We start from the raw sequence: 23189 nt of genomic DNA on the forward strand, positions 1-23189 counted from the left end.
GGGTGGCGCGGCGGCGCGTCACGCCTCAGTGGACCTCACGGGGCGCCTCGGCCCTGGCCTGCATCTCGTCGGCACGAGGGTTGCCGATCGCGCTCAGGAGCCGGGCGGCACGGGCCCAGCTCTCGCGCGCCTGAGCGTCGTCTCCGCGCGCCAGATGGGCCGACGCGATGTGATCCAGTACGTCGGCCTGGTTGTAGGTGTCGAGGACCTCTTCGTACAACCGCAGCGACCTCTCGTAGTCCGCGATCGCGGCGTCGAGATCGCCCAGGCGTTGCCTGGCGAAGCCGATGCTGTCCCAGGTGGCCGCCTCGCTGCGGCGGTTGCCGGACTCGCGCAGCATGGGAAGTGCTTCCTCGCACATGGCGATGGCCTGCCGGTGGTCTCCGATCAGGGTCAGGTACCAGCCGACGGCGTTGAGTTCACGGGCCTCGCTGCCACGGTCGCCGAGCGTACGGAAGAGAGCGAGGGCCCGCCTGGCGTGGTCCAGGGCCTCGGAGTGGCGTCCCTGCCGCCCTCGTACCCAGCCGGCACTGCGTTCGGCGACCGCCTGTTCGGCAGGGGGCAGCCGGTGCATCTGGCCGAGCATCAGCCCGACCTGCTCCTCCGCCTGGTCGAGCCGGCCCGTCTCGGCGAGCGCGCGGGCCAGGCTCGCGGAGTTCCTCACGATGGCGGTCGGATCGTCCAGCACCAGGGCCGCCCGCAGACCGATCCGTTTGGCCGAGATCTCGTCTGCCCAGCGGCCCATGACCGAGTAGTAACTCACCCAGTCGAGAGTGAGCACCATGACGTGGGGCAGCAGCCGCGGGTCGTTCATGGAACGCAGGGCCGCCGCGACGGTCGCCTCCTCCTGGCGGAACCACCGCAGCGCCTCCTCCCGGGTGTCGGCCACGACACCCGTCACGCCCTCGGGCAGGGGAGCCGGGACTTCGAATCCGGGGCGCCGGTCGAGGACGCGCGTGATCGCGGAGGCGTTGTGACGCAGGTACTCCAGCAGCCGCGTCTCGGCCGGCAGGCGGTCGTCCTTCTCCTCCTTGACGAGTTCCACGCCGTAGGCCCGGACCAGGTCGTGCAGCACATAACGGCCCTCCGCGTCACGCGAGACCAGATTCGCCGACGTCAGCTCCCGCAGATACCGCCTGGCAGCCGCCAGGGCGGTCCCCGCGAGCGAGGCGGCGGCCTCGGCCGACACCGACGGCCCGGGGCCCAACGACAGATGCCGGAAGAACCGGGCGGTCTCGGGTGTCAGGGCCCGGTAGGACCACGAGAAGACGGCGCGGACATCGCCCCGCCGGTCGCCTGCGGACAAAGCGTCCAGTCGGGGCCGGGACTCGCGCAGCTCCCGCACCCCGACGCTCAGAGGGAGCTGCGGGGCCACGCTCAGCTGCGCACCGACGATCGCGACGGCCAACGGCAGGAAGCCGCACAGCTCCACCAGTTCAGCGGCCGCCTCCGGCTCCGTGCGGCAGCGTTCTGCGCCTATCCGCGTGGCCAGCGCGTCGAGCGCCTCCTCGGGGGTCCACACGTCCAGACTGAGCAGACCGGCGCCCTCGGTCACGGCCAGACCGGACAGCTGACTGCGCGAAGTGATGATCGTCAGACAGCCTGCGGAGGCCGGCAGCAGGGGTCTGACCTGCTGCGCGTCGCGTGCGTTGTCGAGGACCACGATCATCCGGCGGGACGCCACCTGCTCCCGGAACAGTGCGCCCCGTTCCTCGGCGCCGCTCGGAACCCTGCCACTGGGCACGCCCAGCGCGTCGAGAAACCCGCCCAGAGCCTCACCGGGATCGAGCGGCTGCCCGGACTCCTCGAAACCGCGCAGGTTCACGTACAGCTGCCCGTCCGGGAAGAGGTGCGCCACCTGGTGTGCCCATCGCACGGCGAGAGCCGTCTTGCCGACGCCCGCCATGCCGCCGATCGCGGAGATGACGACATGGCGCCCGCCCTCGGCGACCTGCGAGGTCAGCAGCTGGACGGTCGCCAGCGCGTCGTCCCGGCCTCGGAACGCCGGAAGGTCGGGCGGCAGTTGCCGCGGGACCCGCCGCGTGCGGCGGGTGGACTCCGCGACGAGCCGCTCCCGTTCGCCGTCGTCCAGGTCCAGGGCGTCCATCAGCACGCTCAGCGTCGCCGGTCGCGGCAGGCTGTGCCCGCGCTCCATGTCACTGATCGCCCGGACACTGACCCCTGAGGCCTCGGCGAGGCTCTCCAGCGTCAGCAGCGCACGCAGCCGCGCCTCACGCAACAGGCCGCCGAACGTGATCCTTTCCATCTCCACCCCCGAGGGACGAGCCCCGGGAGCTCTGTTCCCGACCAGTGCCGCCACGTGCGAACAGCGGAAATCTACCAGTTGTGGAATGGGCGTTAAAGCAAACTAGGTCTCCTGGTCAAAGGGCCCTTCGGGCCATCGGCCGCTTCTCGTGGAGGACGTGCGGGAGCGCTCCGGCGCCGCGTTCGCACGGGAAGGACGTGACGCGCGGAAGGCGGACCCTGGAGCTTTCTCCCTCGCCCCCTGGCCCTTCCGTGCGAGTGCGTCGGGCGGGGATCGGAGCCGGAGGGGCCCCTCTCCATCCCGATGTCGCCGCCCCGGCTCGGCCACACCGCAGACCGTTGTCACCTGACCACGTCAGCAGGGGGGACGCGGCGGGAACGTCGTGTCCCACCGAACGGCACCACCCGCCGATCGCGCGTGAGATCTTTCCGCCGCATGACCCACCGGGCCCCGCACGCCTCGGGCAGCGAGCGGCGGGGGCCCCGACGGCGGCGGATCAGCGGGTTCCGGCGAGGTGGGTGGTGTAGAAGGCGGCGAGCTTGTCGACGGCAGGGTCGATGTACTGCTTCCTGTCGTACAGGTCGACGTGGCTCGCGCCGTCGATCCAGTGGAGCTCCTTGGGCCCGGTGGCGCGCTGATGGACCTCGACGGCCATCCACGAGGTGACGGCCCGGCTTCCGACGATCTGGAGGAGCGGGCGGGGGCCGATCAGGGGCACGGCGTGGAAGGCGTCGAAGAAGGCCAGCTTGTCGATGCTCTGCCAGGCGAGGAACTTCGCGGAGCGTTCGTGCTCACCGCGCGGTGTGCAGTAGTAGTCGAAGCCCTCGACGCCGTGCTCTCCGCCGAGGGCGCCGGCCTGTTCGGCGGTCTCGGGGAACATGGTCATGACCCCGGGGTCCTCGCCTCGGGCTGCCGTGGTGCGGGCCCGGGCCGCCGCGTCGAGGAGGGCCTGGAACACGGCGGGGTCCTGGGTGCCGTCGGCGCCGAGGCGGAACTGACGGGCGACGTCGACTCCGGCGACGGTGGCGACGGCCTTGACGCGGTGGTCGCCGCCGGTGGCCGACAGGGAGTAGCCGCCGGAGGCGCAGATGCCCAGGAGACCGATCCGGTCGGCGTCCACCTCGGCGCGGGTGGTGAGGTAGGAGACGGCCGCCTTGAAGTCCTCCACGCGCTGGGCCGGGTCCTCCAGACCGCGTGGCAGGCCCCCCGACTCGCCCTGGTGGGCGGCGTCGAAGGCGAGGGTGACGAAACCGCGCTCCGCCATCAACTGTGCGTACGTTCCGGACGTCTGCTCCTTGACGCCGGTGCCGGGGTGGCCGACCACGAGCGCCGGACGCGGGCCCGGCGCGGAGGCGTCCGGGGTGTAGAGGTGGGCGGCGATCTCGATGCCCGCACTGTCGAAGGTGACGCTGGTCCTGGCCATGGGGAATCTCCCTGGATCTCTGTCGCGTGGATGCTGCCGCACGGGGCGGCCGGCCCTTGTCCGCACACCGTCGGTGCCGGGCACATGTCCACACTGCGGCACTCCTCGTACCCGCGGAAGAGACACGTTTCTGCCTGGGAAGGAACATGCCCACCCTCGAGGCGGTGGGACGCCCGTGGGCCGGTCGTGCGGAGGCAGGCAGCGGGAGGCTCGTGGTTCCGCCGGGCGTGGCGCGGGGCCGGCAGCCGAGGCCTGCTCACGCAGGGCGTCCCTCAGCGCCACCTGGGAGGCGATGCCGAGCTTCGGGCAGATCTGGTACAGGTGGGCGCCGACGGTGTGGTGCGAGATGAACAGCCGCTCGGCGATCTGCTTGTTGGTCAGGCCCGGTGGGCAGATCAGGAGCCGTGGGCCACGCCCTCACCGGGGCGAAGGGAGCCCAGGACGGTCAGCTCCTCCTCGGAGAGGCGCAGAGCGCCGGCCGCCACGTTCTGGATGAGGTGGCCGAGGTCGCCGGTGCCGGGAATCGCCAGGACGTGCGGGCCGCGGTGCAGTGTCCACGCCAGCCGGACCTGGGCGGTGCTGACCCCATGGTCGCGGGCGATGGCGTGGACTGTGCTGCTGTCGTCGGTGGACGCGCCGGCCGTGCGGCCGCTGCCGGCGATCGAGTAGAACGGCACGAACGCGAGGCGTTGTTCACCACACAGGCGCAGGAGCTCCTCTTGCTCGGGGGAGGCGCCGATGCCGTACATGTTCTGGACGCAGACCACCGGTGCGATGGCTTGGGCCTCGGCGAGATGGTGGGGGCGGATGTTGGACAGGCCCAGGTGCCGGACGAGTCCGGCATCGCGCAGTTCGGCGAGTGCGCCGAAGCGGTCGGCGATGGAATCGGCACCGACGATGCGCAGGTTGACCACGTCGAGGTGGTCGCGGCCGAGCCGGCGAAGGTTCTCCTCGACCTGGCCGCGCAACTGCTCGGGGCCGGCGTGCGGCAGCCAGGCGCCGGAGGGATCGCGGCCGGGGCCGACCTTGGTGGCGATGACGAGGTCGTCCGGGTAGGGCGCCAGGGCGCGGTTGATCAGCTCGTTGGCGCAGCGCAGCGCCGAGAAGTAGAACGCGGCGGTGTCGATGTGGTTCACGCCGAGCTCGATGGCCCGGCGCAGCACCGTGATCGCCTGGTCGCGGTCGCGCGGGACGGCGTCGGGCGCGAACGCCTCGCCGTGCTGGGGCAGGCGCATCGTGCCGAAGCCGATCCGGTTGACGGTGCGGTCGCCGAGCGTCCAGGTGCCCGATGCCGTCGCGGGGATGGTCTGTGAAGTCATGGCGGGATGATCGGCGCACGGTAGCCTGGCGGGCCATTGTTTAAGGTATGTCTGAATCCGTTGAGGGGCGGTTGGCGTGGCGGAGCTGGCGTTCTCGGCGAACGATCTCGCGCAAGTGCGGTTCGCCGTTTCGCCGATGTGGGAGGTCGCGCCCAGTTTCCGGCTGCTGACGTCGACCGGCGTGCACCCGGTGCACCGGCCCTGGGTGGAGCAAGTGCGGCCGCGCATGGTGGCCGCGGGCCTGGACCGGGGATGGCTTGCCGAGCTGATCGGATCCTCCGGCTACGTGCCCGACTTCCTCAATCCAGCCCCCGGCCGGCCCGCCCCCGCACCGGCGGCGGAGTGGGACGCGATCCTGGCCTCGCCCGTCGACCGGGTACGCCAGGACCTCGAACACCTCGCCCGCCACCAGGGGCACCTCGGCCCACGGCTGTCGAGCCTCCACGCCGACCCGTCCTCCCGGCTGGCCAAGCTCACACAAGAGATCGAAAACTACTGGGAGTTGGCGCTCGCCCCGTACTGGGCACGGATCAGGGCCGTACTGGACGCCGACGTCTTCCACCGGGCCCGCACCGTCGCCGAGCACGGCGCGGGCCACCTCTTCAACGACCTGCACACGTCGGTGAGCTGGGACGACAACACGCTCACCCTGGTCCGCCGGAAACGAAACATGCCCCGCCAGTCCGCCGGCGCGGGCCTGCTGCTCATCCCGTCCGCGTTCACCGGTCCCGGCCTGCGCACCCGGGTGCGACCGCCGGACCCTCCACAACTCGCCTATCCAGCGCGTGGCGTCGGCACGCTGTGGGAAACACGGTCTGCCACCACAACCGGCACTCTCGCCCCCGTCCTCGGCCGCTCACGAACCCTCCTGCTGACCGAACTGGAGACGCCGGCCTCCACCACCGAGCTCGCCCGCCGCACGGGACTCTCCCCGGCCGGGGTATCCCAGTCCCTCACCGCGCTACGCAATGCGGGCCTGGTCAGCGCCCACCGCGCTGGCCGTTCCGTCCTCTACGCCCGCACCGCCGCCGCCGAAGCCCTCCTGGAAGCCGCCTCCTCCTGAACGCCCGGACGTCCGCCCCCGAAGGGCTTAGGAAGCCGACCACCAAGCTTCTTCTTTGCGCATCACGCGCTCCGTGTGCAACCGCGAGAGGATCTCCACCGGCAGTATTTCCAGCTGACGGGCCATGTGCGGAGCGTCGTAGCCGGCGTCGAAGACGTTCAGTAGGCCGCGGTCATCTGCTTGCCAACGGCCCCTGTGGATGAGGTCCTCGACCATGCGGCGGACCTGGGCCACGGTGTCCTCGGCGACATCATCGGCCGGCCCCGGCCTCAGCGCGTCCAGGATCCGGCATCACGAGGGCCGGCCCGACTCCAGCCGGGCAACGGACGAGTAGGGCCGGCCGGGCACGAACTGGTCGGGCGACCGTCCGCTACGGCCGGAGACATGACAGAACAAGCGGTCCGCACTGGTCGGGGCGTCCGGCCGGAGCCACTGCGACATTGTTTCTGATGGCTGTCAGAGGGGCCGCGTAGGTTTCCGTCATGCCCGAGCCTTTGAGTGAAGATCTCAGACGCCTGCTGGACGACTTGCCACCTGGCAGGCTGGTAGGGCCGTGTCATGATCCGCATCCGGTGGTATGGATGAGTGGCGGGCCGGTCACAGACGCGGCTGAGTGGTGGAAGCGGCTGTACGCGCGACGTTGTGCGACCGGCCTGTACCCGCTGTTGCTTGAGTACCCCGACGACGCATTCGAACCTGTGGGCGGTGGCTACGGGACTGACGCCGATGCCGGCTCGTACTTCCGGAGCAAGTGGATGGACGACTCGTGGCCGCCTTTCGAGGAGTGGCCCGGTCTCGCGACGCCTTCCGCGGGGGTGACGGACGCTGACGTGTGCGCAGGGGAAGTGGCGGCTGCTGTCGTCCGCGAGGGCCGGGCCCGGTGTCTCGCACTTGTCCAGGTCGCGCGGGGCGCAGACGCACCCGCTGCCCTCAACTGGCTGGGCATGACGAATCACCTGACAGCGCAGGAACTGTCGGCCGTGCTGCGCTCCTGGGAGCAACGGTTTGGTGCCCGGGTCGTGGGCCTGGGACAAGGAAGCCTGTATCTCTCGGTTGCCGCTCCGCCGACGGACGTCCACCAGGCTCGTGTCCTCACCGCGGAGCATTACCTCGCCTGCCCGGACGTCTTCTATGAGGACCCCGACCTGGACTGGTCCACCTGCCACGAAGAGCTCATGCAGCGTCGCGAGTGGCGGTTTTGGTGGGATTGAGAGTGCTCTCCTCAACGAGGCGGCGGTGGCAGATGAGGGTGGCGGCGATGCTTGACGAAGGCGAGGCAGTGCTCAAGGCGGTGTGGCGGCGCACGTCCAGGTCCCAGCGAGCGAACCGGTGTGCTCCCAGCCGTTCGCCGGATGCGTCCGGGCCTCAGGACATGCTGCCCCGGCACACCTTCCCCGGGGCCGGGGCGACGCCCGTGCGGAGGTAGCGGTCGACCGTCTCCGTGACGCAGGGGTTCTGCGGGTATGTCCCGTGTCCCTCCTCCTCGGCCGTCAGGAGCACGCCGACACCGTCGCCCAGGGCGTGGGCCATGTGGCGGGCACCGGGGTAGGGGGTGATCGGGTCGCCGGTGCCGCCGACCACCAGGACGGGGGCCGCGCCGGCGGCGTCCACCTGGGGCGTCAGGCGCTCGCCGTCGAACGGCCAGTCGTAACAGAGGTAGACACCGGTGGACCAGGCCGCCCCGAAGACGGGTGACGCGGCTTCGACGCGGGCCTCGTCCCTGCCGAGGCGTTCGAAGCCGGGCCGCAGGCTGGAGTCCGCGCAGGTGATCGCGGTCCGGGCGGCGACGCTGTTGTCGCTCGGCGTCGCCGCGCGGTCGGCGGAGCCGGTACCGTCCGCGCCCTTGCTCAGCGGTCGGCCGTCGTTGCGGTCGATCAGCGCGGTGAGGGCCTCCGCGAGCGGTGACCAGCCGTCTGTGCCGAGGTCGAGGTGGTCGCTGACGGCGTACGCGAGGTCGTCGGCGTCGAGTTTCCTTCCGCCGCCGGCCGGGGCGGGCTTCTTCTCGAGGCGGTCGGCCAGGCGTGCCATGCGTCGCGCGGCCTCCTGGGGCCCGTCGCCGGTCGGGCAGTGGCGGATACGCGCCGCGCAGTGCGCGGCGAACCGGTCGAACGCCCCCTGGACCGCCTTGACCTGCGACACCTGCGCCTCGTCGAGGTCCTCGGTCGGATCGACGGAAGCTTCTAGGACGAGCCGCCCGACGTGCGAGGGGTACTGGTGGGCGTAGACCGCGCCGAGGGCCGTTCCGTACGAGACGCCGAAGTAGTGCAGCCGCTCGTCGCCGAGGAGGTAGCGCATCAGGTCGAGGTCGCGCGCGGTGTGCGAGGTGCCGATGTACGGGAGGATCGCCCCGGAGTGCTCGGCGCAGGCCTCGGCCCCTTCGTAGCCGGTGTCGTCCGCGGTCTTTCCGCAGCGGACGGGGATGGTCGCGCCCACGCCGCGCGGGTCGAAGGAGACCAGGTCGTAGCGGTCCAGGAGTGGCTTGTACTGGTTGAGGTGCTCGGGCAGGCCGCTCACACCGGACGCGCCGGGACCGCCGAAGTTGAGGACGAGCGAGCCGATGCGCCGGGCGTTCGGGCCGGTGGCCTTGCGGCGGATCAGGGCGACGTCGATCGTCCTGCCCTCTGGTTTCCGGTAGTCGAGGGGGGCCTTCATGACGGCGCAGTCGTATCCCGTGCGAGCGGTGGGCGTCGAGGTGCAGCGGGACCAGTGGAGGTGCTGTCCGGTGGTGAGGGCGGGGGGCAGACCGGCGGGCGGGTTGCTCGCGGTGAGCTCCGTACGCGGCTCCGCATTCCGGCCGGGAGCGTCACGTTGGAGCCAGGCGCCGACGCCCCCGATCACGGCGAGGAGGGCCACGGCGACGATGCGCGCACCGACTGGGAGGCCCGGCCTCCGGCTTCGTATCGGATGTGCGTCACTCATGGAAATCTCCGCGCTCCCGCCCGTGGGGCGTCCGCCCTGTGAGCGCCCGCCCGTACCCGTGATCGTCGAATGAGTGCAGGGTACAAGCCGCCTGAGACGGCTCCCCGCGGAGGTGAATCGGAGGGGGCGTCCTCGGCGGGACTCCGGTCAGGGCGTCAGCGATGGGCGGAGGTGACCGCTGAGGTCACCAGCTTCAGCAGGTTGCTCTTGCCGCTCTCGGTGTCCCTGACGGCGACCACCTGTGGGTGCGGTTGAAGTGGTGACCGGCCGGTGAGAGCGTTTCCTGGTCCAGGCCCAGCGGTATCCGCAGTCCGCCGGTGCTCCCGGGTACGGGCGGTTCGCCGGCGGTCAGCCGGTGCTGCAGCATTCCGACCGCAGTTGCGGCCGGTCCGTTCCAGACCCGCACGATCTGCTCGACCGGGCCGCCGGCACCCTCGGTGACGTCGTCCGTACCGTCACAGCCGTCGATCCGCGGCGGAGCCGACGGGAAGTGCAGCGCTACTGCGCGCACCTGAGGCCCCCGTCCGGGGACGCGCGGCACGGGCGCCGCCCGGCGCATCTCCATCGCCGGGTCCATGGAGTCGCCGAATTGGACTTCCCGGCGGGTCGCCCTCTGGTCGCGTACCTGCCTCTGTGTCTCCCTCTCCAGCCCGTCGGCCCGCACGCCCGGAGGCCCTTGACGGACCGTCCGGCCCCGCGAGGACACTGCGCACGCCGGACACCAGGTGCCCGCCGGGACGTGGGGTGGACCCTACATACGTGTGGGGTCGCCCCCGGGGAGGGAGAGGGAACGCATGACAGATCAGGCCTCGGCCCCGCCGGAGACTTGGACGCAGGGAGCAGGCGGCTCGACCGCTTCCCCGACCCCCACGGGCCGGGATGCCTACGGATGTCATCCCGCTCCTCAAGCCGGTCGCGCTCGACGAACGCGGCCCACCACCGGGCGCGACCGGAGGACCGCGTGGGAGGAGGAGGGCGCCGCGTCCGCGGGCATCGCCGGAACACCGGGCGGTCCCGGCGGCCGACGACTTCACCGACGTACGAGGACGACTGCGTGCCCGGACCTACGAGGACGACTGGGTGCACCGCACACATGTGGCTGACGAACGGAAACGGGACATGACGCAGCTGGAAACCGCCTGGGAAGAGGTCCGGAACCCCCATGGGGGTCCTCGCGCCCGTGCCGCCGACTGGGGAGGCTCCCTCACTCGGGGGACCATGCTGGCCGGCTCACTGCTCTCGGCGGTCATCGGCTGCGTGCTGGTCGTCACCCCGGCCCTGACGGTAGCCGCCGTCGGAGCGCTCCTCGGAGTGCATCTGACGGTTCAGGGAGTGCTGCAGCTGCTCACCGTGTACCGGTCCGAGGCGTCGAAGGCAGTGCGCCGGCTGCTGTCCGCGGGCGGTCTCGCCGCCGTGGCGCTCGGTGCTGCCCTCTGCCACGACGGGGCCCACACGGTGTTCGTGCTCGGGGTGTGGACCGGCTGCGGATGGCTGCTGCGGGGACTCACCATGGCGATCTCCGTGACGTCGGACTCGGTGAGCCATGTCTTCGTCTACGACGACCTGCTGAACGCGGTGATCGTCTCGGCAGGTCTGTTCATGACCGCCTTCCCTTTCGAGTCCTCCGGACGGTGGCCGGTGTCGGAGGCTCCGTACTGATGATCACCGGCGCGTTCGAGGCGATCGCCGCCGCCCGGCGGCATTCCCGCACCCAGCGCGCCGTCGGCTGACGTCGCACGCCGCGGCCGCACCCAACCACCCGCGATCCATGCCGGCTGACCGGCGCCCGAGTGCCCAGGAGGCAACCATGAAGAAGTGCCACCTCTCCCTGGAGATCACCCACTGGGTGACACACGAGCTCGCCCTGGACCTGGACTGCGAGTTCACCTATGACACGAGCGACCCGCTCGCCGTCACGCTGGTCCTCGGAGCCGACAGCGAGCGGTCGGTGCGGTGGATCTTCTGCCGGCAGCTGCTGGCGGACGGCCTGACGGCCCGGGTGGGGGAGGGCGAGGTGGTGCTCTGGCCGCTCCTGGACGGCGAGGGCGAGCCGGCCACGTTCTGCGCACGGGTGGGAGGTGCCCGTACGGCACTCTTCGAGATCCCCGCCCGGCCCGTCGGCCAGTGGCTCGCCAGGACCTACGCCATGGTGCCCCGCGGCACCGAACTGGACGGGGTCGACTGGGACGAGCTGGTTCAGCTGGCGGAGTGACGGCGCACCGATGGAGCGGATCCCTCGGACTACGCCCGGGTGCACTCAGTGAGCGGCCGCGTGGGGTGCGGTCTTCTTACGGGCGCGGTACGCGGCTGCCTTGATCTTGTTGCCGCAGGAGTCCATTCCGCACCACTGCCGGCGCATGCCGCGGGACCTGTCGATGTAGACGCGCGTGCACTCGGGATTGCCGCATTCCTTCATCAGGGGCACATCCGGTCCACTGAGCAGTTCGACGGCGTACCGGGCGACGGTGGAGAGGGCCTGCTCGGGCGTCGCCTCGGTCCGCCGTCCGGACGGCGTGAGCTGCGGCGTCGCGGGCGGCCTGCGTGCCGCCTCGTTCAGCGTCCCGAGCGACTTCTCGTCGAACCGCTCCCCGAGGCGACGCGCCGTGACCAACCGGTAGATGGCCTCCCGTACCGCCTTGGCCTGCTCGACGTCATCCTCCTCGCCGGGGACGATCGTGTCGACGACGCCGGACTCCAGGTACCAGGCGTTCAGCCGGTCCGGTGTCACGAACATCTCGAAGCGCGTCGAGCGGCGGGCCCGGAGCGTCGCCGCGAAGTCGAGGGCGGGGTTGCCGCAGACGAAGACATGATTGAGGTTCACGTCACCATCTTGACAGGTGACTGTGGGGTGCGGCAAGAACCGTCACGGGCCCGGGCGCCCACGCCCGTGACGGCCCGCCCTCCTCCCCGTACGCCGCCGCTTCGTCAGCACCCGCCGACGGGCCGGACGGCGGAGCCGGCCGCGGCCTGATGCGTCCGCCCCGCCTCGAGCCGGAGCGTGCGGCCCTGCCAGCGTTTCCGCAGCCAGCGGTCATGGCTCGCGACCACGATCGCGCCGGGACCGGCACCCATGGCGTCCTCCAGTTCGTCGCAGAGACGCGGGGACAGGTGGTTCGTCGGCTCGTCGAGCAGCAGCAGGTGCGGGGGGTGCGCCACCAGGAGGGCGAGAGCCAGTCGCCGACGCTGTCCGACGGAGAGGTGCCCGACTGGTTTGTTCAGGTCGGCCTCGTGCATCAGGCCCAGAGAGCTCAGCGTGATCGCCTCGGCCCGTTCGGCGCCCAGCGTCTGCTCGTACGTCTCCCGGACCGTGCGGTCCGGCCGGTCGAAAGCGGTGTCCTGTGTGAGCAGCCCCACCGTCAGACCGCTCCGCCTGCGCGTCTCACCCTCGGCCGCGAGGCTTCCGGCGAGCACGGCCAGCAGGGTCGACTTGCCGGCTCCGTTGCCGCCCGTGACCAGCAGGCGGTCGGTCGCCGAGACCTCCAGGCCGTCCAGTGCGAGCCTGCCGGGAACCCGCACGTCGTGGAGGGTCACCAGGGGATCGTCCTTGCCCTCCGCGGAGGAGGCCGAGAGCACGGGTCCTGCGAAGCGCAGCGGCCGCGGCGGCTCACCCACCCGGCTCCGCTCCAGTTCCTCCAGCCTGCGGGTGGCGTTGCGCACCCGGCGCGAGATCTGGCTCTGCACGCGTCCGGCCCGGTGGCCGTACCCCATCTTCTCGTTGTCCCGCCGCTCCCGGTCCGGAGCCAGACGATGAGCGGTCACACCGGCCGAGTGTCGCAGCGCTTCCCACTCCTCCTGTTCCTCGGCATAGCGCCGCTCCCAGCGCTCCCGCTCCGCATGCTTCTCGGCGAGGTAGGCGCTGTAATTGCCGCCGTAGCGGACCGGACCGTCCACGGCGGGATCGAGGTCGACGAGATCCGTGCAGACGGCGTCGAGGAACGCCCTGTCGTGACTTGCCACCACGACGGCTCCGGGCAGGTCACGTACCTGCTGCTCCACGAAGGCGGCGGCAGCGTCGTCGAGGTGGTTGGTCGGTTCGTCCATCAGCAGTGCCGACGGCCGCCGGACCAGCAGCGCGGCAAGGGCCAGACGTCCACGCTGCCCGCCGGAGAGCGAACCGAGGGTCCGGTCGTGTCCGAACGCCCCGAGGCCGAGACCCTCCAGCACGACGGCCGCGCGCCGGTCCGCGTCCCACGCCGCCAGGTCCTGGGCCTCCTCCAGCCGTCGGCCGTAGGCGTCGAGCAGCGCCGCGTGACCGGGGTCATCGTCCGCGGTGCGGGCGAGTTCCCCGGTGAGCCGCTCGAGGTCCGTGAGGACATCGCGTGCCTCCCGCAGAGCCTCGTCGAGCACCGTGGCGATGGTCGAGGACGTGTCGAACGGAGTCTCCTGCTGAAGGAAGCCCAGGTCGGAGGGGCGTGCGACGCTCCCCGCGTCGGGTTCGTCCGACCCTGCGAGCAGGCGTAGGAGGGTGGACTTGCCGACACCGTTCTCCCCGATCAGGCCGATGCGGTGACCGGGGGACGCGGTCAGTGAGACGCCGTCGAGCACTCGGCGGCCGCCCAGGCTGCGGACGAGGTCGTAGGCGATCAGAGCGGGCTGGGGCACAGGAATCCCTCCAACGTCTTGGGGTGTGGTCTGCCGGGCGCGAAGCCTCGGACGCGGGGTACGTCGGCACACCGGTGGCTCACGCCCCGGGAGCCGCCGTCTCCCTGAGCGTGCCGTCGGCCAGTCTCAGCCACCGGTTCACACCGATCTCGGTGAGGAACCGCTCGTCATGGCTGACCACCACGAACGCGCCCTGGTAGGAGTTCAGCGCGCTCTCCAGCTGACCCGCGCTCACCAGGTCGAGGTTGTTCGTCGGCTCGTCGAGGAGCAGCAGCTGCGGTGCCGGTTCGGCGCACAGGATGCAGGCCAGGGTGGCGCGCAGCCGCTCGCCACCCGAGAGGACCCGGACGGGGAGATGGGCCCGCGCGCCCCGGAAGAGGAAGCGGGCGAGCAGGTTCATCCGCTCGGCCTCGGGGCGGTCCGGCGCGAACGCGGTGAAGTTCTCGGCGACGGTCCTCTCCACGTCCAGGAGGTCCAGCCGCTGCGAGAGGTAGGCGATGCGCCCTTCGGCCCGCTTGATCTGCCCGTCTTCCAGGTCGAGGTCTCCGGTGAGCAGGCGCAGCAGCGTGGTCTTTCCGGCTCCGTTGGGTCCGGTCAGAGCGATGCGCTCGGGGCCCCGGATGGACAGTTCGACGCCCTGGTCGGCGAAGACCGCCCGGTCGCCCAGGCGGACCCGCATCCCCTCGCCGAGGAAGAGGTCGCGCCCGGCGGGCACATGGGTGCCGGGCAGCTCCAGGGTGATGCGCTGCTCGTCGCGCAGGGAACGTCCCGCCTCGTCGAGCCGGGCCTTCGCCTCGCTGACCCGGGACGCGTGCATCTGGCCCGCCCGGCCCGCGGACTCCTGGGCGCCGCGTTTCATGGTGCCGGCGAAGATGCGCGGCAGACCGGCGTTCTTGAGGTTGCGTGCGGCGTTGCTCGCGCGGCGCTCGGCGCGTTCGCGGGCCTGTTGCAGCTCTCGCTTCTCCCGCTTCAGCTCCTGCTCGGCGTTGCGGATGTTCTTCTCGGCGACTTCCTGCTCGGCCTGCACGGCCTCCTCGTACTCGGTGAAGTTGCCTCCGTACAAGCGCAGTTCGTCGCTGCCGAGTTCGGCGATCCGCTCCATGCGGTCGAGCAGGGCCCGGTCGTGGCTGACGAGCAGCAGGCAGCCGTTGAAGTCTTCGAGGACGTCGTAGAGCTTGTGGCGCGCCTCGAGGTCCAGATTGTTGGTGGGTTCGTCGAGGAGCAGCACGTCCGGCCGCTTCAGCAACTGCGCCGCCAGGCCTAGCGAGATGACCTGACCGCCGCTGAGCGTCGTCAGGCTCCGTTCGAGAGTGAGGCCGGTCAGACCGAGGCGGTCGAGCTGGGCGCGGGTGCGCTCCTCGATGTCCCAGTCGTCGCCGATGACCGTGAAGTGTTCCTCGCTCACGTCCCCGGACTCCACGGCGTCCAGAGCTCTGATCACCTCGGCGATCCCGAGTACCTCGGCGACGGTGAGGCCGCTCGACAACGGGAGGCTCTGCGGGAGATAGCCCAGCGTGCCGGTCACGGACACCGACCCGGTGCCGGGCCGCAGTTCGCCGGCGATGAGTCTGAGCAGCGTGCTCTTGCCCGAGCCGTTGGGGGCGACGAGTCCGGTGCGGCCGCTGCCCATGCTGAAGGACAGGTCGTGGAAGACAGGGGTGTCGTCCGGCCAGGCGAAGGACAGGTGGGAGCAGGTGAGGGAAGCGTCGGACATAAGGCGACCTCGGACGGAATGAGGGCAGACAGGGTTCTGCCCAGGGCAGACAGGGAAAAGGGCACGACGACGCGGGCCAGGACGGCGGCGCTCGTGCGCGCCCGTCGGTGGCCGATCACATCCGGGTATCACCCGGAGATGTCGTCGTCACCCGCCATGTCTGCCACTCCCTCGCTGCGCTCTGTGCGCGGTCGATACCGATCCCACTTTAGCAGCGTGAGGAATGTCCCTGCGGCGGCCCGACTGCGGGTGCGGCGGGGTACGTGTTCTCGTGCCGGGTGCGCGGCACCTGCGCGGGTGCCCCTCGGGATGCGTGGAGCATACGTGTGAGCCGTCGGGCGGTGGGTGGCGGAACTCGGTCATGGGCTCCCTTCTCGCTTTCTTGACAGTGGAAAGAAGGGCATGCCAGTATCGTCACCACTTAAACCGGTGACGTAGTTCGAGCGGGTCAGCGGCCAAGAACTCACACGTGTCTCCTGTGACCGGTCGAGGGCCCGTGACGCCGGTCGACCGGTTCCGCGACACGGACGCGACGACCCAGCGCACGGAGCACCGGGACCGCGCCGCCCCTAAGGAGTGCTGAACATGGCAGAACAGCCGAAGCGGAAGGCCGACGGCGCACCCGTGGGCCGTCGCGCGCTGCTGGGGATGCTCGGGGCGGGGGCCGCCGGGCTCGCCGCCGCGCCCTATCTGCAGCGCGGCTGGGAGGGGTTCCTCGGCGCCGCCTCGCAGGTCGACTCGACCGGACTCACCGGCCTGCTGCCCAACCCGGGCGGTTTCCGGTACTACAGCATCGTCGGGTCGGTACCGCACAAGGACGAGACGAACTACCAACTGAAGATCGGCGGCCTGGTCGACCGGCCGACATCCTTCACACTCGCCGACCTGAGCGCGCTGCCCCAGACCCGGGTCGTCCACGACGTCCTGTGCACCGACGGGTGGCGGGTGGAGAAGACCCCGTTCGAGGGCGTGAAGCTGGCCGACCTCCTTGACGCCGCAGGGGTGCGATCGGGTGGTGCGGCGGTCCGGTTCACCTGTTTCGACGGCGCCTACAGCGAGAGTCTCACCATGGAGCAGGCCCGCCGGTCGGACGTCCTGGTGGCGCTGAACATGCAGGACAAGCCGATCACACACGAGCACGGCGGGCCGGTCCGCCTCTATGTGGCCCCGATGTACTTCTACAAGTCGGCCAAGTGGCTGTCCGGCATCTCGGTCACCGAGACCGTCGTCCCCGGCTACTGGGAGGAGCGCGGGTACGCGGTCGACGGCTGGCTCGACGGGGAGGACAGGAACAGTGCGGCTGCCTGAGACGGCGGGCCGGGTACGCCGGTTCAGCACCGCCGAACGCATGGTCCACCGGGCCACCGGGTGGCTGATGCTGCTGTGTCTGGTCACGGCCGCCTGCCTCTACCTCGGGCCGCTCGCCCAACTCGTCGGCCGGCGCCATCTGATGGTCACGGTCCACGAGTGGTCGGGCATCCTGCTGCCGTTGCCGCTCCTGCTGGGGCTGTTCTCCCCGGCGTTCCGCGCGGACCTGCGCAGACTGAACCGGCTCGCTCCCTACGACAAGCGATGGCTGCGTGCGGTCCGCAAGCGGCTGGCCTCCCCACGGGAGCGCCCGGCGGGCAAGTTCAATGCCGGCCAGAAGCTCTACGCGGGGTGGATCGCCGGTGCGGTCCTGGTGATGATGTTCACCGGCCTGCTCATGTGGTTCATGGGACTGCTCCCCTCCCTTTCGCGTACCAGCGCGATCTTCGTCCACGACTGCCTCGCCTGGGCCGTCGCCCTCGTCCTCGTCGGCCACCTGCGCAAGGCGTACGAGGACCCGGAGGCGAGGCTCGGCATGCGCACCGGGTACGTCAGCCGGTCATGGGCGGCACTGCACCACGTCCACTGGCTGCGTGAAGAGCGTGCGAGGAGCGAGGCCGGGGATGTGGACGAGGGGTGACCGGCCGACTGAGGTACCTGACGTCCGGTTCACGGCTGCGGTTTCCGGGGGTGTTCCTGTCCACGGCGAGCGACCGTCCACCGGCTGATGTGTGCGGCCGGCGCCCCTGCCGGGACGCGGGGAGTGGTGCCCCCCACTCGCAAAAGGTCTCGCCCGTGCCCGTGGCGTGTCAGTTTCCGCAGGAGGGCCCCGAGGTCTCTCGCCGGCGCAACCTGACCGGCACGGCAGAGTTCCCGGTCGGAGCCCTGGCGATCCTGCCCTGGCGGGCTCACCTGCTCGGCAGGGCAGGCCTCCGGGCCGTCGAGCCGTGGCGACGGCCCCTGTCCTCGTGGCGGCGGAGGGACGGGCCGTCCCCGCGTCATTCCTTCAGTCCGTAGAAGCGCATCGGCGAGTTCGGCCTGAAGCCGATGCGCGGGTACACGGGCGCACCGGCGGCGGTCGCGTGCAGGGTGGCGCGGGTCAGACCCGTGGCCCGTGCTCCCTCGTGCAGCGCCTTGCGCGTCACCGCCTCGCCGTAGCCCCGGCGTTCGAGGTCCGGATCCGTGGCGACGAGCACGACGAAGAGCCGGCCCTCGGCCTCCACGGTCGCGGCACACGTCACCGGAACGCCGTCCCGCACACCCAGGTAGGCGTGCACCCGGTCCTTCCACAGGGAGGAGCCGATGAGCCCGTCGCGACCGTCCTCCAGGGGGAATCCGTACGCGCGCGAGTTGATGTCCGCGAACGCGCGCAGGTGCTCGTCGGTCCTCACGCGTACGAACGTGAGGTCCGGATGGGCCGGGTCGGGGACGGGGAGCAGGTCCCCGGCCATGCCGATTCCGGGAAACGCGTGTTCGAGGCCGGCCCGTTCGGCCATGGCCGCCAGCCCGGCAAGCGCACCCTCTTCGAGGAGGTCCTCGAAGACCCAGAGGAAGCCCGGGTGTTTCTTCGATCGCATGATGCCGGCCGCCTGGCTCACACGTTGCTCGACCAGCTCCGTATCTGCGCCGACATCGGTCAGCGTGACGCAGTTCCAGAACGCGAACCGGCAGTCGGCCCAGCGAACGGCCAGGCCCGGGAGGTCCCGTACGTCCGCACCGGCATCCCGGTCCAGCACCATGGCACGCCAGACCACGGCGAGCTGCTCCATCGATTCGATCGATTCCGCGAGATCCGGCACGGCAACTCCTGAACTAGTGGGGGCGTGCGAAGAGTCGGCCGCGCAGAGCGGCGGCCCTGGATGCGGGGATCATAGATCCGGATCCAGGGCCTGTGCCGTCACCTGTTCGGAGGTGGCCGGTTTCGTCAGAGGGTGGCGTTCCTCAGGAGGGGTTCGCTCGCAGGTTTCGGGATCCGCCGCGGAATTCGCGGTGCGACGTGAACCTTTCGGGCGCGGTGGCTCGTTGACCGGTTGAGGGAACCTGCTGGTGTGCGGCAACAGCGGAGCGAAGGACAGCCGCCCCTGGTCAGGACGGGCGTCGGGCTGCCCCGGTCAGGGCGGTCGTCCGCCAGCGCCGTCACCCCGTCCCCGTCCGGGATGACGGCGGCCGCGGAGGGCCGGCGCGGTGGCGACAGGGCGTCTCGGGCCGGGGTATTCGCGCGTGAAGCGGGCTGCGGTGTCCGGTGCGAGGCCGTCGGGTGCGCTGAGGGGGCCGGACCGGATCGGACGGGGAGCGCGCGCGGACGCTCAGGCACGCCGGGGGCGTGCATCATCGCGGGGGCGTGACCGCCTTCAGAGGCCCAGGTCGAAGGCCAGACAGTTGAAGTGGTTCCACGAGCCTTCGGGGTTGTAGCGGTTGTCCGCTCCACCACTGGGGCCGGCCGCCTGGTCCTCGACCATGTCCTCGTACCGGATGCGCGCGGGAAGCTTCCCGAAGCGTGCCTGCCGTGCCGCCGCGGCGCTGTCCGTCTTCTGTTCGTTCATCACAGTGGATCCCCGCTCGTTTCAGCTGAGGATGTGCGCCTCAGCGCTTGGGTGAAACAAGAATGCACCCCTTTCCGTCACCGGTCAAGTCGGTGACGGAAAGGGGTATCCGGCGCCTTCCGAAGCCGGGGGTCTTCGCCTCGTCACTCTCGCGAAGGTCCGGGGCCGGGCAGGGCGATGCGCGTCGAGGGACGGCCTGCTCGATGCGGCCGGGCGCGGCCGGGTTTCCCTGTGCACCGCCGCGGTGACCACGGCGATCGCCGGCCTTTACCTCACGCCGTGTCCCGGTCGGTCAGTGCGAGCGCCTCGATGCCGCGCTCGACGGCCCAGGCGACCGGCCAGGCGGAGGGGGGCGCTGGAGCGGGGCGAGTAGCCGCTGGCGAGCAGTGATCGTGGCCTGACGGAGCACGGCCGCCTGCGGACGAGTCGCCGGTATATCCCCGCACGGCGGCTGAGGGCCGTCCCGCAATTCCTGGCGGGCGCGCGACGGTAGCTACGGAGCCCAGCCGTGTTGTTGAAATGCCCGAATATGCCCAGTACGCGGATGCCTCTCCGCCTTGCGATGCACCACATCTGACGCCGCGCGCTGACCCACCAGGAATGGCGGGGCAGCCCTTAGCCTCGGCGTTTGGCTTCGTGTGGGGCCGGTTTCCGCGTGCAGGGCGTGGGTGCACGTCCCGAACTCCATGTCCCCGCCCCCAGCACGATGGTGGTTGCCTACGCTGCGGCACGACCGTCGGCTGATCCTGCCCGGTGCCACCGGGGTGACTGGTACTTGCTCTACCGCATTGGGCTCGGCGCGAGCCTCACAGGCCACGACGCGGGCCGGATCGCGTCGCACATGAGGCCCAGGTCCTCGGCAAGGAGCACGCAAATGGACTCGGCCGGCTGGTGATCCCGGATCATCTCTTCTGCGGCGCAAGGAATACGACTGGGGAAGGGGCTCGGAGTACGTAATTCCCTGATAGCCCTGATGCGCCTGCTGCACCTGACAACTGGAGGCTCACGATGCGGAATCCTCGACCCCGCATTTTTCGACCTCCGGCCGGGCGCCGCCCCTTGACTTGCGAAGCCCTGAACGAGACCATCTCGTTCAGCGTCCAGCAGGTATGGCTCACATTTCATATCAGGGGCCGGTGCGTCGCTGATGAATCAGGGAGGACCGCAAATGGGGTTGTCGGGGAAATCTGGAGATTCGCTTCAGCAGGATGAAATCGAGTTACCGGGTAGACGCGATTTTCTGGGCAGAACGCTCGGCGTGACGGTCAGCCTGGTCGGAGTGACGGTTGCCGCTGGTACGTTCGCAGCCCCAGCCGCCGCCAAGCCCGCCGGGGCGCAGGCGACCCAGAACAACTGGCGTTTCTGCCAGAAGTGCTTCGCGATGTATTACTGGGGGTATCCGACGGACGGTGTCTGTTCGGCCGGTGGTTCCCACAGCGCGCAGGGCTTCAACTTCGTTCTCCCGCACGATGTGCCCGCGAGTTCGACCGCGCAGAACAACTGGCGTTTCTGCCAGAAGTGCTTCGCGATGTATTACTGGGGGTATCCGACCGACGGTGTCTGTCCGAGCGGTGGCTCCCACAGCGCGCAGGGCTTCAACTTCGTCCTCCCGCATTCATAGACCCGGGTTCATCGGGACTCGGCCTCCGCTCCCACCGGCAGTCCGGCGCCGCCCTGGAAGTCGCCACGGGCGGTGGGCAGCAACCCTTCGACGTCGTTTCGCATGGTGAGGTGAGTGTGATCGCCGTTGCCTATCCGTCGGTCCACCCAGCGGTGTTGGAGTACGACTCGTAGCTGTATCGGGTGCCGCGGTCCCATTCGTCACCCGTGAGGTGCCTATACGTGTTGTCGGGCACGTAGAGCAGGGCCTCGGCCCAGATGAGGTCGTTGACGTACGGCCTGAACCTTTGTGAGTCGCGAAGTACGCTCTCGTACTCCTCACGGCCAGCTGCGACGACTGCCGCTCGGGTGTAGAGGAACTGGTCGCTCGACAGGTCATCGCCGTATTCCCTACGGTCCAGCCTGTACAGGGCCCAGGAGAGCTGCTCGGCGAAACCGACCACGTCCGATACCGGGCCGTTCGTCAGGTGAACTGACAGGGCAGCGGCAAGCTCATCGCCCTCGGGGTCGGAGGTCGAGGGGCTACACGCTTCCATTAGCTGCCAGAAGGCGTTCTCGTTCATGCCGGAGAGCATGGCGGGTAGGTGTGACATGCCAAGCCGAGAGACGCTTCGAACCCGGCCGCCGCCATCGCCGGCGCCGCAAGCGGCAGGGACCGCGCTTCCCAGAACACCGCACCGGACCGGGCGCATTCCGCCGCCTCGGCCAGCAGCGTGGCCGCCCGGCCGGCATCGCCCCGGTGCTGTGCGATCTGTGCCGCGCTCCGCATCGCCGACGCCCGCTGCACGGGCAGGCCCAGTCGCTCGGCCTCCTCGCGGGCTCGCTCGGACCAGGCGTACGCCGACTCGACATCCCCTGTGAAGAAGGCCGCCGTGACGAGTAGTTCCGACAGGAGCAGGCGCATCGACGGTTGCAGGCCGCGCAGATCGTCGCCCCCCGCCCGGAGGAGAGCGCTCCGGGCGGGGGGCGGGTCGCCACCGGTGAGCGCCGCGTAGCCGAACATGCACCAGGCCATTGAGGCACGCCAGTTGCCGCTCGGCCCCATCGCCGCAACGGCCTCCTCCGCGGCCGCCAGTGCCTCCGGATCGCCGGGCGGGGACGCCGCGACGCGTATCTGGGCCTTGTTGGCCAGGACGAAGGCGAGCAGCTCACCGCTCCCGATTCCGCGGGCGACGTTCTCGGCCTCGTCCGCCAGTTCGCTTAGAGCGGGTTGCCCTCTCCGACGGCGTACCGGCGCGCGGTCCGGTCGGGCGGCAGATCGTGAGCGAGTCCTTCGACGCAGTCACGCTCGGTGAGCGGCGTCAGGCCGATCCTGAGCACCGCCTCGGTGTCCGCGCCCCGGGGGAGCGCGGCGCTGAGCGCGGTGGGCGTCTGCCGGTCGCGGCGGGCGATCACGAGCACGGCGGAGCCGCGATCGGAGAGTCGGGGGCGCGCCCCCGACCGAGGGCCCGGGTCGCCGCTCTGCGGCGCTGGTGGGGGTCGGGGGCTCGTGGCCGGCTGCCGCTACTGCTTGGCGCTGGGGACGGCGAGAGGCTCACCGGGAGCCTTACTCTTCGCCTGCTCCATCTGCTCTCCGAGCTCGGTGAGACGGTTGCGGCCCATTGCTTTGCGGACCTCCGGGAACCACTCCTTCTCCTCCTCCTCGACGTGGTGACGCACGTTCTCCATGAGAACGGTCATTTTGGCGTCGAACCGCTCGTCGGCGGGGTCGAGATCCTTGAGCTCGGAGAGCATCCACAGCATCACGTGGTGCTCCTCGACGCTTTCCAGGACGTCGTCCTTGGTGTCGGGCGCTGCTTCGCGTACGGCCGGATAGAAGAGCTTCTCCTCGATCCAGGTGTGCGTGGTGAGCTCGTCGATGACCCGGTCAGCGATCTTCCGCTTCTCGGCATGGGCGTTCTCGCCGGCCTTCTCGAATTGCTTGAAGAGCTTCTCCACCGTCTTGTGGTCTTCCTTGAGCAGCACGATCCCGTCCATCAGGTTCTCCTCAGATCACGTACACGGTGGCGCGGTGCCACCCCGTGACCCCGTCTACCCACAGGTGCGTGGCGTACCTCATGACGTACACGGATGGCCCCCCGGCGCATGCAAACTGCATCGGCGTTCCGTCGTACTGCCATTCCCGCAGCGCGCCCATGGCCTCGCGCACCCATCGGCCGTGGCGTTCCGAGCGCAATCGTCGTAGGCGGGATCGGACACTCCCTCCTGAAGGCCCCGCAAGCGATTGTCTGGCCTTGCCATGCGTCCCCCGCGGCCCGAGGGAGGTCTCATTGCGCGCGGCATCCTCTCGGGGACGCGTCGCCCATGGCCTGCCGGCCCAACCGCAGCACGGCCCGGGTGACCCGTCGGCCTCGTGTTCGTACCGCACGTCCACCACCCGACGGCCCTCCCACTTCGGAACGACGTCCGGCT

The 23189-nt window shown here is 70.3% G+C and carries 20 protein-coding genes and 2 pseudogenes; 7 read left to right on the forward strand and 15 right to left on the reverse strand.

The features are described from left to right. Positions 1-25: 25 nt before the first annotated feature. The 3 genes from E6R60_RS15070 to E6R60_RS15085 all read right to left on the reverse strand — a co-directional run bounded on the left by E6R60_RS15070 (position 26) and on the right by E6R60_RS15085 (position 5008). Positions 26-2266: a tetratricopeptide repeat protein gene (locus tag E6R60_RS15070; RefSeq protein WP_136327048.1), complete on the reverse strand. Its 2241-nt coding sequence runs from the start codon at positions 2264-2266 to the stop codon at positions 26-28. Between the two features lie 496 nt (positions 2267-2762). Beyond that, positions 2763-3689 carry an alpha/beta hydrolase gene (locus E6R60_RS15075; RefSeq protein ID WP_136327049.1) on the reverse strand — a complete coding sequence of 309 codons (927 nt, stop codon included), beginning with the start codon at positions 3687-3689 and terminating at the stop codon, positions 2763-2765. 395 nt (positions 3690-4084) lie between these two features. Continuing rightward, positions 4085-5008, reverse strand: coding sequence for an aldo/keto reductase (locus E6R60_RS15085; RefSeq protein ID WP_136327050.1), 924 nt, complete (start codon positions 5006-5008; stop codon positions 4085-4087). An 85-nt stretch (positions 5009-5093) separates the two neighbouring features. On the opposite strand from E6R60_RS15085, the gene E6R60_RS15090 reads away from it, so the two are divergent. Next, complete coding sequence (locus tag E6R60_RS15090; RefSeq protein WP_136327127.1) at positions 5094-6071, forward strand: DUF5937 family protein; 978 nt, start codon at positions 5094-5096, stop codon at positions 6069-6071. Positions 6072-6125: 54 nt separating this feature from the next. On the opposite strand, the pseudogene E6R60_RS37950 reads toward E6R60_RS15090, so the two are convergent. Beyond that, positions 6126-6512: pseudogene (locus E6R60_RS37950) on the reverse strand (transposase); the annotation flags it as partial. Positions 6513-6553: 41 nt separating this feature from the next. Here E6R60_RS37950 and E6R60_RS15100 point away from each other — a divergent pair. Then, positions 6554-7282: a DUF4253 domain-containing protein gene (locus tag E6R60_RS15100; protein WP_136327051.1), complete on the forward strand. Its 729-nt coding sequence runs from the start codon at positions 6554-6556 to the stop codon at positions 7280-7282. Positions 7283-7436: 154 nt separating this feature from the next. Here the strand turns inward: E6R60_RS15100 and E6R60_RS15105 are convergent, their stop codons facing one another. Continuing rightward, entirely contained in the window at positions 7437-8990 is a 1554-nt protein-coding gene (locus tag E6R60_RS15105; protein ID WP_136327052.1) for an alpha/beta hydrolase, read from the reverse strand. 193 nt (positions 8991-9183) lie between these two features. Then, on the reverse strand, positions 9184-9501 hold the full coding sequence (locus E6R60_RS15110; RefSeq protein WP_136327053.1) for a hypothetical protein: 318 nt from the start codon (positions 9499-9501) through the stop codon (positions 9184-9186). Between the two features lie 608 nt (positions 9502-10109). Between E6R60_RS15110 and E6R60_RS15115 the strand changes: the two genes are divergently transcribed. Together E6R60_RS15115 and E6R60_RS15120 are read left to right on the forward strand one after the other, a co-directional pair. Beyond that, the gene (locus E6R60_RS15115; RefSeq protein WP_240802565.1) at positions 10110-10649 is read left to right on the forward strand and encodes a DUF308 domain-containing protein; all 540 of its coding nucleotides are present in this window, start codon (positions 10110-10112) and stop codon (positions 10647-10649) included. A gap of 148 nt (positions 10650-10797) precedes the next feature. Then, positions 10798-11202, forward strand: a complete 405-nt coding sequence (locus tag E6R60_RS15120; protein ID WP_136327054.1) for an SsgA family sporulation/cell division regulator — start codon at positions 10798-10800, stop codon at positions 11200-11202. 45 nt (positions 11203-11247) lie between these two features. Here E6R60_RS15120 and E6R60_RS15125 read toward each other — a convergent pair whose 3' ends face one another. From E6R60_RS15125 to abc-f, 3 genes are all read right to left on the reverse strand, one after another. After that, entirely contained in the window at positions 11248-11811 is a 564-nt protein-coding gene (locus tag E6R60_RS15125) for a CGNR zinc finger domain-containing protein (RefSeq protein ID WP_136327055.1), read from the reverse strand. A 104-nt stretch (positions 11812-11915) separates the two neighbouring features. After that, on the reverse strand, positions 11916-13592 hold the full coding sequence (locus E6R60_RS15130) for an ABC-F family ATP-binding cassette domain-containing protein (RefSeq protein WP_136327056.1): 1677 nt from the start codon (positions 13590-13592) through the stop codon (positions 11916-11918). A gap of 79 nt (positions 13593-13671) precedes the next feature. Then, the gene (gene abc-f, locus E6R60_RS15135; protein ID WP_136327057.1) at positions 13672-15306 is read right to left on the reverse strand and encodes a ribosomal protection-like ABC-F family protein; all 1635 of its coding nucleotides are present in this window, start codon (positions 15304-15306) and stop codon (positions 13672-13674) included. A gap of 585 nt (positions 15307-15891) precedes the next feature. Here abc-f and E6R60_RS15140 point away from each other — a divergent pair. Beyond that, positions 15892-16614 carry a molybdopterin-dependent oxidoreductase gene (locus E6R60_RS15140; protein ID WP_206309414.1) on the forward strand — a complete coding sequence of 241 codons (723 nt, stop codon included), beginning with the start codon at positions 15892-15894 and terminating at the stop codon, positions 16612-16614. Further along, positions 16601-17254 (forward strand): cytochrome b/b6 domain-containing protein, encoded by a 654-nt coding sequence (locus E6R60_RS15145; RefSeq protein ID WP_136327058.1) that lies wholly within the window; start codon positions 16601-16603, stop codon positions 17252-17254. The genes E6R60_RS15140 and E6R60_RS15145 overlap by 14 nt, the downstream gene beginning before the upstream one ends. A 358-nt stretch (positions 17255-17612) precedes the next feature. Here the strand turns inward: E6R60_RS15145 and E6R60_RS15150 are convergent, their stop codons facing one another. Further along, on the reverse strand, positions 17613-18413 hold the full coding sequence (locus E6R60_RS15150) for a GNAT family N-acetyltransferase (RefSeq protein ID WP_136327059.1): 801 nt from the start codon (positions 18411-18413) through the stop codon (positions 17613-17615). Positions 18414-18965: 552 nt separating this feature from the next. Further along, positions 18966-19157, reverse strand: coding sequence for a hypothetical protein (locus E6R60_RS15155; RefSeq protein ID WP_136327060.1), 192 nt, complete (start codon positions 19155-19157; stop codon positions 18966-18968). Positions 19158-20325: 1168 nt separating this feature from the next. Between E6R60_RS15155 and E6R60_RS15160 the strand changes: the two genes are divergently transcribed. Then, positions 20326-20778: a hypothetical protein gene (locus E6R60_RS15160; protein ID WP_136327061.1), complete on the forward strand. Its 453-nt coding sequence runs from the start codon at positions 20326-20328 to the stop codon at positions 20776-20778. Positions 20779-20908: 130 nt separating this feature from the next. On the opposite strand, the gene E6R60_RS15165 is transcribed toward E6R60_RS15160, so the two are convergent. The 4 genes and pseudogenes from E6R60_RS15165 to E6R60_RS15180 form a co-directional block, all read right to left on the reverse strand. Then, a complete protein-coding gene (locus tag E6R60_RS15165) occupies positions 20909-21340 on the reverse strand; it encodes a DUF4240 domain-containing protein (RefSeq protein ID WP_240802566.1) in 432 nt (143 codons plus the stop codon). Between the two features lie 53 nt (positions 21341-21393). Next, positions 21394-21984, reverse strand: a pseudogene (locus E6R60_RS15170) (LuxR family transcriptional regulator); the annotation flags it as partial. Then, complete coding sequence (locus E6R60_RS15175) at positions 21978-22178, reverse strand: hypothetical protein (RefSeq protein ID WP_136327063.1); 201 nt, start codon at positions 22176-22178, stop codon at positions 21978-21980. The pseudogene E6R60_RS15170 and the gene E6R60_RS15175, both read right to left, overlap by 7 nt. Before the next feature lie 102 nt (positions 22179-22280). After that, positions 22281-22754, reverse strand: a complete 474-nt coding sequence (locus tag E6R60_RS15180) for a hemerythrin domain-containing protein (protein WP_136327064.1) — start codon at positions 22752-22754, stop codon at positions 22281-22283. Positions 22755-23189 lie beyond the last annotated feature (435 nt).

The organism is Streptomyces sp. A0642 (assembly GCF_004795105.1).
GTDB lineage: Bacteria > Actinomycetota > Actinomycetes > Streptomycetales > Streptomycetaceae > Streptomyces.

What these genes read in the sequence shown, in the direction of transcription:
- E6R60_RS15100 (WP_136327051.1), top strand. Translation starts at nt 6,554, where the DNA reads ATGCCCGAGCCTTTGAGTGAAGATCTCAGACGCCTGCTGGACGACTTG.
- E6R60_RS15105 (WP_136327052.1), bottom strand. Translation starts at nt 8,990, where the DNA reads ATGAGTGACGCACATCCGATACGAAGCCGGAGGCCGGGCCTCCCAGTC.
- E6R60_RS15180 (WP_136327064.1), bottom strand. Translation starts at nt 22,754, where the DNA reads ATGGACGGGATCGTGCTGCTCAAGGAAGACCACAAGACGGTGGAGAAG.
- E6R60_RS15165 (WP_240802566.1), bottom strand. Translation starts at nt 21,340, where the DNA reads ATGAACGAGAACGCCTTCTGGCAGCTAATGGAAGCGTGTAGCCCCTCG.
- E6R60_RS15085 (WP_136327050.1), bottom strand. Translation starts at nt 5,008, where the DNA reads ATGACTTCACAGACCATCCCCGCGACGGCATCGGGCACCTGGACGCTC.
- E6R60_RS15070 (WP_136327048.1), bottom strand. Translation starts at nt 2,266, where the DNA reads ATGGAAAGGATCACGTTCGGCGGCCTGTTGCGTGAGGCGCGGCTGCGT.
- E6R60_RS15120 (WP_136327054.1), top strand. Translation starts at nt 10,798, where the DNA reads ATGAAGAAGTGCCACCTCTCCCTGGAGATCACCCACTGGGTGACACAC.
- E6R60_RS15115 (WP_240802565.1), top strand. Translation starts at nt 10,110, where the DNA reads ATGACGCAGCTGGAAACCGCCTGGGAAGAGGTCCGGAACCCCCATGGG.
- abc-f (WP_136327057.1), bottom strand. Translation starts at nt 15,306, where the DNA reads ATGTCCGACGCTTCCCTCACCTGCTCCCACCTGTCCTTCGCCTGGCCG.
- E6R60_RS15140 (WP_206309414.1), top strand. Translation starts at nt 15,892, where the DNA reads ATGGCAGAACAGCCGAAGCGGAAGGCCGACGGCGCACCCGTGGGCCGT.
- E6R60_RS15075 (WP_136327049.1), bottom strand. Translation starts at nt 3,689, where the DNA reads ATGGCCAGGACCAGCGTCACCTTCGACAGTGCGGGCATCGAGATCGCC.
- E6R60_RS15155 (WP_136327060.1), bottom strand. Translation starts at nt 19,157, where the DNA reads ATGAACGAACAGAAGACGGACAGCGCCGCGGCGGCACGGCAGGCACGC.
- E6R60_RS15160 (WP_136327061.1), top strand. Translation starts at nt 20,326, where the DNA reads ATGGGGTTGTCGGGGAAATCTGGAGATTCGCTTCAGCAGGATGAAATC.